Origin of the sequence: Mesorhizobium sp. M7A.F.Ca.CA.004.06.1.1, assembly GCF_003999135.1 — a bacterium.
GTDB lineage: Bacteria > Pseudomonadota > Alphaproteobacteria > Rhizobiales > Rhizobiaceae > Mesorhizobium.
This window is the reverse complement of the sequence record NZ_RZPQ01000308.1, coordinates 1-6,384: the sequence shown is the minus strand read 5'-3', so window position 1 is coordinate 6,384 and position 6,384 is coordinate 1. Positions and strand designations below refer to the sequence as shown.

Here is a 6,384-nt window from a genome sequence, read left to right as displayed (position 1 = left end):
GCGTGGACGCGGCGGGTGACCCGGCCGAAGAAGCCGCCATGCAGGTCGAAGCGGACATGCAGGTCCTTGACCTCGGCGACATTGGCCGGCGCCGCCGCCTCGACATCCCTGGATTTCTGGCGGCCGATACCGCTGCCGATGCGCGGCACGGCGGCAAGCAGTTCGCGCGTGTAGTCGGCTTGCGGCCTGGCAAAAATGTCAGCGGTTCTTCCCTCTTCGACCATGCGGCCATGCCGCATGATGATGACGCGGTCGGCCATTTCGGCGACGACGCCCATGTCGTGGGTGATCAGGATGACGCTGGTGCCGTGCTGGCGCTGCAGGTCGCGCAGCAGCTCCAGCACCTCGCCTTGCACGGTGACGTCGAGGGCCGTCGTCGGCTCGTCGGCGATCAGCACGTCCGGCTCGAGCGCCAGCGCCATGGCGATCATCACCCGCTGGCGCATGCCGCCGGACAGTTCGTGCGGAAACTGCTTTAGCCGGCTTTCGGCCTCTGAAATGCGCACCGCCTTCAACGCCTCGATGGCGCGCTGACGAGCTTCGCCCTGCGACAGGCTGGTGTGTGCCTCGATGGATTCGGTGAGCTGCCGGCCGATCGACAGCACCGGGTTGAGCGAGGTCATCGGCTCCTGGAAGATCATGGCGATGCGGTCGCCGCGAATGCGCCGCATCCGGCGCTCGTCGAGAGTCGTCAGATCTGTATCGCCCAGATGGATTTTCCCAGACGATATGCGCGCCGCCGGCTGCGGCAGCAATTGCATGATGGCCAGTGCGGTCATCGATTTGCCGGAGCCGGATTCACCGGCAATGCAGAGCGTCTCGCCACGCGCCAGCGTCAGCGACAGGTCGGAGACGACCTCGCGCTCGCCGTCCTCGCCGCGCACGCTGACGCAGAGGTTGGCGATGTCGAGGACGGGTTTGGGGGTTGAGGTCATTGCAAAGGCAAAGTTCTGAGAGGTTTATTCCGGCACGCCCCCCTCTGTCCTGCCGGACATCTCCCCCTCAAGGGGGGAGATTGGCCGTCACGTGGGCCGGCGCTCCCCCTTGCAACATTAGAGATTGGCGAAAGCCGAAGTGACATCTGATCTCCCCCCTTGAGGGGGAGATGTCCGGCAGGACAGAGGGGGGTGCAGCGCCGACTTGACATCATTCAAACACGCAGCGCGGAAAATAGAACGACACCACCCAGTTCGGCATGTCGACGATCTCGCTGATCCTGAGATCGCCGCACACAGAGGCCAGCATATAGGCTTCGACCGGGTCGATCTTGTACCTCCCGGCGAGCAGGTCGACCATCTGCGCGACCGCTTCCCTGGCGCCCGCCATCAGGTCCGGGCCGATGCCGGTCGTCACCTCATAACCCTTGGCGTCGAGATGGCGCGTCACCGGGCCTGGCGTGGTGAAGCGCGGCGTCTTCAGCCTGGCATCCTTGACCAGATCGAGCTTGAGCACGACGTCCATCGGGCTTTCGATCGCCGTGCCGCAAACCTCGCCGTCGCCTTGCGCGGCATGGGTATCGCCGACCGAAAACAGTGCGCCCGCCACTTCCACCGGCAGGTACAGCGTGGTGCCGGCGGCGAGATCGCGGATGTCGAGATTGCCGCCGACGCGCCTTGGCGGCACCACCGAATGGTGGCCCTTTTCCGCCAGCGCGTTGCCGATGGTGCCGGCGAAGGCTTTCAACGGCACACGCGCATTTTTGCCGAACAGCGCCGGCTCGAGCGAGACGGCGTCGTATTTCCAGATGTTCAGCGCCGGCTCCTTGAAGTCGTCGGCGAGCAGCCCGAAACCGGGAATGTTGGCCGTCCAGCCGAAGCCGGATGGTTTGAACATCTCGATCGTCACCTTCAGTGCATCGCCCGGCTCGGCGCCCTCGACGAAGATCGGCCCAGTCACCGGATTGACGGTGGCGAAGTCGAGCCTGGCGACGTCGGCGACCGTGCTGTCGGCCTGCAACTGGCCGCCGGAGGAATCGAGGCACTGGAACTCGATGGTCGAGCCGGGCGCCACCCGCTCGGCCGGGACAAACGAATTGTCCCAGCCGAAATGATGTTGGCGCCCGTGGATGGTGTAGTCGCAGTTATTGCACATCTTTTACGTACACATTGTCGTAGTTGATCGGGATATGGACCGGGTCGACATAGAGGTTGTCGGCGCCGCCCATGCGCGTCGACTTCATGGTGAAGCGCTGCTCGTTGAAGACCGGCGCCCAGGGCGCGTCTTCCATCACCTTGTCGTAGATGGCGCTCCACATCTTGTCGCGCTCGCCGGCCTTGGCCGGGTCGACCACCGAGTCGGCCTCGGCCGCCTTGGCCTCGAGATCCTTGTTGCAGTACCACGACCAGTTCCAGCCGCCCGGCACCGCGCCGGCGCAGCCGAGGATCGGGCCGTAGAAGTTCGACGGATCCGGGAAGTCGGCGATCCAGGCCATGCCGCCGGACCAGATCATCGGTGCGCCGGCCTTGTCGCCGCCGGCGGCAATGACGTTTGCCTGAGCCAGCGACTGGATGCTGGCCTTGATGCCGATCGCCGCCAGATCCTGCTGGATCGCCTGAGCGATGCGCGGGTTGGGATCGGTGTTCATGGCGAACAATTGCGTGTCGAAACCATCGGGATGGCCGGCCTCGGCAAGCAGCGCCTTGGCCTTGGCGACGTCATAGGGATAGCCCTTGTACTCCTTGTCGTAGCCCGGCATCGACGGCGGCAGCGGCTGGTTGGCCGGCACAGCGCGGCCGTTGATGATCTGGATGATGCGCGCCTTGTTGATCGCCATGTTGACCGCCTGACGCACCTTCACATTGTCGAACGGCGCCATGGTGGTGTTCATGGTGACATAGCCGGTGTGCAGCTGGCCGCCTTCGACGACGCGCGCCTTCTGCTCCGGATCGGCCATCACCTCCTGGAATTTTGCCGGCGGAATGCCGTCGCCGGGCACATCGATCTCGCCCTTCTGCAGGCGCAGCAGCGCCACGATCGGCTCCTGGCCGATCTCGAAGGTGATCTTGTCCAGATGCGGCAGGCCCTTGTGCCAATAGTCCGCATTGCGCTCGAAGACGATGCGCTGGCCGAGTGTCCATTCGGCGAGCTTGAAGGCGCCGGTGCCGACCGGATGCTTGCCGAAATCGGCGCCGTATTTCTCGACCTCTTCCTTCGGCACGACATGCGAGAAGTTGATGGCCATGACATGCAGGAAAGTGGCGTCGGGCCGGGTCAGCTCGAACTTGACCGTGTAGGGATCGACGACGGTGACGCCGGAGAGGCTCCCGGCCTTGCCGGCGGCGACATCGTCATAGCCCTTGATCGAGCCGAAAAAGCCGGCGCCGGGGCTCTGGGTCTTGGGATTGGTGACGCGGTCGAGCGAATATTTCACGTCGTCGGCGGTCATCTCGCGGCCATTGTGGAATTTCACGCCATGGCGCAGCTTGAAGGTGAAGGTCTTCCCGTCGGGCGAGATCTCGTAGCTCTCGGCAAGGTCGGGCTTCAAATTGGTGGTGCCAGGTTCGTAATCCATCAGCCCGTCGAACAGGCTCTTGATCATCGACCAGTTCTGCCAGTCATACCCGATCGCCGGATCGAGCGTGGCGACATCGTCCTTGTAGGTGATGGTGATGGCGCCGCCCTGCTTGGCGTTCGGATCGACGGTGTCCTCGGCGCGAACACTTGTCATGCCGAGCATCAGCGCCAGCGCCGATGCCGCTACCGTGGAAGCGAGAAACTTTTTCATTTTTATGTTCCCTTTCTCTGTCTGGTTTTCATTTTCATCTGAGCTTGATGCGGGGGTCGATGAAGGGCGCGATGACGTCGGCCAGCAGATTGCCGAGCACGATGGCGAAGGCCGAGACCAGGGTGACGCCCATGATGATCGGGATGTCCACGCGCTGGATGGCCTGCCACGCCAGCTGGCCAATGCCAGGCCAGCCGAACACGCTTTCGACGACGACGATGCCACCCATGAAGATGCCGATGTCGATGCCGATCATGGCGATGACCGGCAGGATGGCGTTCGGCAGCGCATGGCGGAAAAGGATGGCTCGCCGCGCCAGGCCCTTGGCGCGGGCGGTGCGGACATAATCCTGACGCAGAACATCGATCATCGACGAGCGCATCATGCGGGCGTACCAGCCGGCGCCGAGTATGCCCATGGTCAGCGACGGCAGCACGAGATGACGCCAGGTGCCATAGCCGCCGATCGGGAACCAGCTGAGCCGCACGGCAAAGACGTAGAGCAGCAGCAGACCGACGACGAATTGCGGTGCCGAGACGCCGACGAAGGAGGCGACCATCAGCGTCTGGTCGGTGCCGGTGCCGCGCTTGACGGCAGCGATCAGGCCCATGCTGAGGCCGAGCAGCAGCTCGCACAGGATGGCGCCGACCATCAGCAACAGGCTTGCCGGCAGCCGTGAGACGATCAGCTCGGTGACTTCGGAGCGCTGGATGTAGGAGCGGCCGAGATCGCCGCTGATGAGCTTCGTAAGATAGCGCCAGTACTGGACGATGAAGGGCTGGTCGAGGCCGAGCTGCTGGCGGATGTTCTCAACCGTCTGCGGCGTGGCGCTGCGGCCGGCGATCTGGCGCACCGGGTCGGCCGGCAAGAGATAGAGCAGCGCGAAGGTGATCAGCGAGACGCCGAGCAGGATCAGCAGCGACTGGATCAGGCGGCGGCCTAGATAGGCGATCATGCCCGGCCCCTTTGCGTCGGATCGAGGATGTCGCGCAGCGCGTCGCCGATCAGGTTGAAGGCCAGTGCCAGCGCCAGGATCGCCGCACCGGGGAAGAACACCAGCCAGGGTGCTGCCTGGAAGTAGGTCTGGTTCTCGAAGATGATGTTGCCCCAGGACGAGGTCGGCGGCTGCACGCCAATGCCGAGGAAGGAGAGCGTCGCCTCCAACAGCACCGTGGTCGAAATGCCGAGCGTGCCCCAGACGATGATGGTCGGCAGGAGATGCGGCAGGATGTGGCGAAACAGGATGCGCGGTGCGCTCGCCCCGATGGTGCGCTCGGCGTCGATGAACTCGCGTTCGGCGAGCGAAGAGGTCTCGGTGTAAATAACGCGGGCGGTCTGCACCCAGTTGACCAGCGCGATGACCATGGCGACGATCCACAGGCTCGGCTCGAACACCGCCGCCAGGCAAATGGCGAGCAGCAGTGCCGGAAAGGCCATCATCAAATCGGTGAAGCGCATCAGCGCACTGCCGATCCAGCCGCGGAAATAGCCAGCAACAACACCGACCAGCGTGCCGATGAACAGCGCCACGCCATTGGCGACGATGCCGATGATCAGCGAGGTGCGGGCTCCGTAGAGGATGCGGGTCAACAGGTCGCGGCCGAGCAGGTCGGTGCCCAGCCAGAATTTTGCATCCGGCGGCAAGGGCGAGCCCTCGATGGTCAGGCCGTCGAACATCTGCTCGTTGGGATCGTAGCCTGTCAGCCATGGCGCCAGCACGGCGCCGGCAACGACAATGGCGACGATCACCAGCCCAAGCAGTGCCAGACGGCGCCTGACCAGCCGGCGCCAGACGCCGGCGCGCGGCTTGACCGGCATGCGCCCTGGCGCGGTGAGATCAGGCGCGATGGGACTGGTCATCGCCGCCTTCTTCCCCCGTTGCTTCTTCACTTGTCATGGCCACGATCCGCCGCGCGGCATCCTCGACGCTGATCTGCCAGCTCATCGCCAGCGAGCGAAGCTGCGCATAGGCGCGGCCGTCATCGGCGCCTTTCGCCAGTGCCGTCACCGCGCGCACGATGGTCTGGCGCTCGGCGACGCGCTGGCGAAGCGAGGCGATTTCGCTGGCCAGGTGTTTTCGCGCCTCGAAACTTTGCCTTGCGATCAGCAGTGCGCTGTAGACGCCGGCATTGCCGACCGGCTTCAAGAGTTGGGCGTCGGCCTTGTGCGACAATGCCCATTCGATGCGGCCGGGCGCCTCGGAGCCGATCAGCGCCACCAGCGGCATCGGCGCTTCGCCCGGCTTCCACGGGAATTGCTCGTCGAAGCCGAGATCGGCGTCGAAGAAGACGAAATCGGCCGCCAGCGCCTCGGGCGGTAGTTCGGGCCAGCAGTCCAGCGTGATCAGGCCGATGGCCGACAATTGCCTGGTGATCGCCTGCACCGTCGGGTGCGGACGGTGCAGGATGAAGGCCCTGGCGCCGCCGAGATTGGGGATGCGTGGGGTTCTCGTCACGACACCACCCTCAGGCGCGGGCGGCCGAATGTTTTTGCCGGGTCGTAGCGCGACAGATACGGGTCTGGCGCGACTTCGTCCTCGCGGCTGACGACCTCGAAGAAGCCATCCGCGATGCGCCCGATGATCACCGGCAGCGTCGCGTGCTGGGAATGCGCGTCGATGGCGATCGGCCCGAGCCGGGTGGAGAAGCGGCGTTCTGCGA

The 6,384-nt window shown here is 64.7% G+C and carries 7 protein-coding genes; all 7 read right to left on the bottom strand.

Annotated elements, in window-relative coordinates; all coding sequences use genetic code 11:
* The coding region (locus tag EN906_RS18710) for an ABC transporter ATP-binding protein (protein WP_206529122.1) at positions 1-935 on the bottom strand (935 nt) is incomplete at its 3' end.
* A 211-nt stretch (positions 936-1,146) separates the two neighbouring features.
* Positions 1,147-2,091 carry an acetamidase/formamidase family protein gene (locus tag EN906_RS18700; protein ID WP_127267604.1) on the bottom strand — a complete coding sequence of 315 codons (945 nt, stop codon included), beginning with the start codon at positions 2,089-2,091 and terminating at the stop codon, positions 1,147-1,149.
* Positions 2,081-3,724, bottom strand: a complete 1,644-nt coding sequence (locus EN906_RS18695; protein ID WP_127272299.1) for an ABC transporter substrate-binding protein — start codon at positions 3,722-3,724, stop codon at positions 2,081-2,083. Before EN906_RS18695 ends, EN906_RS18700 begins: the two co-directional genes overlap by 11 nt.
* Before the next feature lie 34 nt (positions 3,725-3,758).
* Positions 3,759-4,679: an ABC transporter permease gene (locus tag EN906_RS18690; protein ID WP_127268209.1), complete on the bottom strand. Its 921-nt coding sequence runs from the start codon at positions 4,677-4,679 to the stop codon at positions 3,759-3,761.
* On the bottom strand, positions 4,676-5,542 hold the full coding sequence (locus tag EN906_RS18685; RefSeq protein WP_127387289.1) for an ABC transporter permease: 867 nt from the start codon (positions 5,540-5,542) through the stop codon (positions 4,676-4,678). The genes EN906_RS18690 and EN906_RS18685 overlap by 4 nt, the downstream gene beginning before the upstream one ends.
* A 19-nt stretch (positions 5,543-5,561) precedes the next feature.
* Positions 5,562-6,179 carry an ANTAR domain-containing protein gene (locus EN906_RS18680; protein WP_127268207.1) on the bottom strand — a complete coding sequence of 206 codons (618 nt, stop codon included), beginning with the start codon at positions 6,177-6,179 and terminating at the stop codon, positions 5,562-5,564.
* A partial coding sequence (locus tag EN906_RS18675; protein WP_164777230.1) for a transporter substrate-binding protein occupies positions 6,176-6,384 on the bottom strand: 209 nt, incomplete at its 5' end. The genes EN906_RS18680 and EN906_RS18675, both read right to left, overlap by 4 nt.